Annotated in this window: 3 protein-coding genes; 2 read left to right on the top strand and 1 reads right to left on the bottom strand. The window is 66.0% G+C overall.

All coding sequences use genetic code 11. The annotated features are described in order from the left end of the window. The coding region (locus tag E1263_RS42155) for a transposase (protein WP_165956932.1) at nt 1-235 on the top strand (235 nt) is incomplete at its 5' end. Between the two features lie 170 nt (nt 236-405). After that, the gene (locus E1263_RS42150) at nt 406-2418 is read left to right on the top strand and encodes an MDR family MFS transporter (RefSeq protein WP_132178060.1); all 2013 of its coding nucleotides are present in this window, start codon (nt 406-408) and stop codon (nt 2416-2418) included. On the opposite strand, the gene E1263_RS42145 is transcribed toward E1263_RS42150, so the two are convergent. Continuing rightward, nucleotides 2405-2692: a hypothetical protein gene (locus tag E1263_RS42145; protein ID WP_132178058.1), complete on the bottom strand. Its 288-nt coding sequence runs from the start codon at nt 2690-2692 to the stop codon at nt 2405-2407. The genes E1263_RS42150 and E1263_RS42145 overlap by 14 nt on opposite strands. Nucleotides 2693-2840 lie beyond the last annotated feature (148 nt).

The raw sequence follows: 2840 nt of genomic DNA, 5'->3' as shown, positions 1-2840 counted from the left end.
TGGCCAGACCCACCGCCACCGCCTCAACCGAGGCGGCGACCGGCAAGCCAACAAAGCGCTCTACGTGATCGTCATCAGCCGACTCCGCCACGATCCACGCACCCAGGCCTACGCAGCGAAACGCACCGCCGAAGGCCTGTCAAAGAAAGACATCATCCGCTGCCTCAAACGCCTCATCGCCCGCGAGATCTACTACCTCCTACGCCAACCAAACCCCAAGCCAACCGCTGCTTGACATCCATAGGAGCATCCAACCTCCGCGGCGCCCACCCCGCCACGCTCAGCCGTCCCGAGAATCCGCCGCCCGAGGCACTTGGTGAGTGGCCCAGGTCCGCGAACACTTTCGTCACGCGATCGCCGCGATTCCGTAGTTGCGGAGCGTGCTGGAGTGACTACATTCGGCTCATGGAGACCGAGGCTCAGCCGGTAGGACGTGGCACCCGGAACGCAGTGGTGGTCGCGATCATGCTCGGAATGTTGCTCGCGGCCCTCGATCAGACGATCGTGGCGACCGCGCTGCCGACCATCGTGAGCGACCTGGGCGGTGCGAACCACCTGTCCTGGGTGGTGACGTCGTACCTGCTCGCCGAGACGATCATGACCGCGCTGATCGGCAAGTTCGGCGACCTGTACGGGCGCAAACGAATGTTCCTGCTCAGCGTCGTACTGTTCCTCGCCGGCTCGGCCCTGTGCGGAATGGCCGACTCGATGCTGTGGCTGGTCGGCTCCCGCGCGATCCAGGGGCTCGGCGCCGGCGGTCTGATGGTGACCGCGATGGCGGTGATCGCGGACGTCGTCCCGCTGAGCGAACGCGGCAAGTACCAGGGCGTGATGGGCTCGGTCTTCGGCGTCTCCACCGTCGCCGGCCCACTGCTCGGCGGTCTGTTCGTCGACCACCTGAGCTGGCGCTGGGCGTTCTACGTGAACATTCCGCTCGGCATCGTCGTACTGATCGTTGCCTCGCTCACCCTTCCTTCGGTGAAGGCTCCAACGAGTCCGAAGATCGACTATCTGGGCATCTTGTTCATCGGCGCAGCCGCGACCGGCCTGACCCTGGTGACGACGTGGGGCGGCAACGAATACGCCTGGGGTTCGGTGGTCATCATCTCGATGATCATCGGGTCGCTGCTGGCGCTCGGACTGTTCGTCGTGGCCGAACATCGAGCCGCAGAACCCTTACTACCCTTGCGATTGTTCCGATCCGGCGTCTTCACGGTCTGCTCGATCATGAGCTTCATCATCGGCTTCGCGATGCTCGGTGGCGTCACGTATCTGCCGACGTACCTGCAGTTCGTGCACGGCGCCTCGGCTACCGAATCCGGCCTGCAGATGCTGCCACTGGTCGGCGGTCTGCTCGTCGCCTCGGTGCTGGTCGGCCAAGTGATCAGCAAGACCGGCCGCTACCGCATCTTCCCGATCATCGGCACCGTGCTGATCGGTGTCGGCCTCTTCCTGCTGTCACTGCTCAGCAACAGCACCCCGTACGTCGAGACTGCCGCGTTCATGGTTGTCCTCGGCACCGGTATCGGCCTCTGCATGCCCGTCCCGACCGTCGTCGTCCAAAGCACAGTCGACTACTCCGATCTCGGCGTCGCCACCTCCGGCGTCAGCTTCCTCCGCACCATGGGTAGCTCCTTCGGCGTCGCCGTCTTCGGCTCCATCTACGCCCACCAACTCCCCGAGAAGCTGGCCCCCGCCGTACAGAGTGCTCAGATCGACCCACGCCTGGCCACCACCGTCTCCGGTGTGCGTGATCTTCCGGCGACCGCCCGCTCCTTCATCACCGCCGCCTACGCCGACTCCCTGCACGTCGTCTTCCTCTGGGCCGTCCCGGTCGCAGCCCTCGGCTTCCTCACCGCCCTGATGCTGAAGCAGGTCCCCCTCCGCGACACCGCCCGCATGTCGGCCCGCGACGTCGGCGAGAACTTCGCCGCCCCCTCCTCCTTCGACTCCGAGCACGAACTCGCCAAACTCGCCGCCCTGGTAGTCCAGCACCACAAGCGAAACCCAGCCCCCGAGGTCCTCGCCGAATCCGGCCTCCCCCTCACCGCAGCCCAGGCCTGGCTGATCATGCGCGTCTACCGCGGCGGCCGCGACACCGGCTCCGCCACCCTCGCCGCCATCACCGCCGACCTCAAAATGCCCCCCGGCGTAGTAGAACCCCTCGCCACCCAACTAGTTGCCGCCGGCTACCTCTCCGAAACCCTCGGCAACTACCGCTTCACCCCGGCCGGCCTCGAAATGTTCCAACGCTTCGTCGGCGCCTTCCGCACCTGGATGCTCACCCGCCTCGCCGACTGGGACCCCGAAAACACCGAAGCCTTCTCAGCCGCCATCGACCGCATAGCCACCCAAATGATCGACCAAGGCCAGTCCCTCACCACCGGCAAACACGCCGCCGCGCTCACTCCGGCCTGACGCTCGCCCAGTACGCGTTCATCCGCCGTACGGCCCGGTCCACGCGACGATTCCGCCCCCGTCGCGTGTACCCGGTCAGCCCGGCCACGTCGTACTCGCCCTCCGCCGTCCTGATCACCGGAAACACCGTCTCTCCCAGCTCGCCGACGCCGTCCGACACCCCGATCTCGACAACCTCGGCCCACGGCACCTTCTCGTCCACGAAGTACCCGCGAAACTCCACCCCGTCCCGAGTCAACCGCACCCCCACCCGAGCCGTCCGCCACAAAGCCACCACCACGATCCCAAGACAAACTGAGCCGCCCCGGCGTGTCCGGAGGCTTCGTTAGGTGTTAACCGGCCTCGGCGAGACGGGTTCGGTGAGTGTAGTGAGTCTGCTCGGCCTGGATTGGTGTCAGGTCTTGGATGGATCCGTGGGGCCG

The sequence above is a fragment of the Kribbella antibiotica genome, assembly GCF_004349055.1.
Lineage (GTDB): Bacteria > Actinomycetota > Actinomycetes > Propionibacteriales > Kribbellaceae > Kribbella > Kribbella antibiotica.
Note: the sequence above shows the minus strand (reverse complement) of the source record. Positions and strands in the feature narration are given on the sequence as shown.

Coding starts and splice junctions, on each gene's coding strand:
- E1263_RS42150 (WP_132178060.1), top strand. CDS start 406: ATGGAGACCGAGGCTCAGCCGGTAGGACGTGGCACCCGGAACGCAGTG.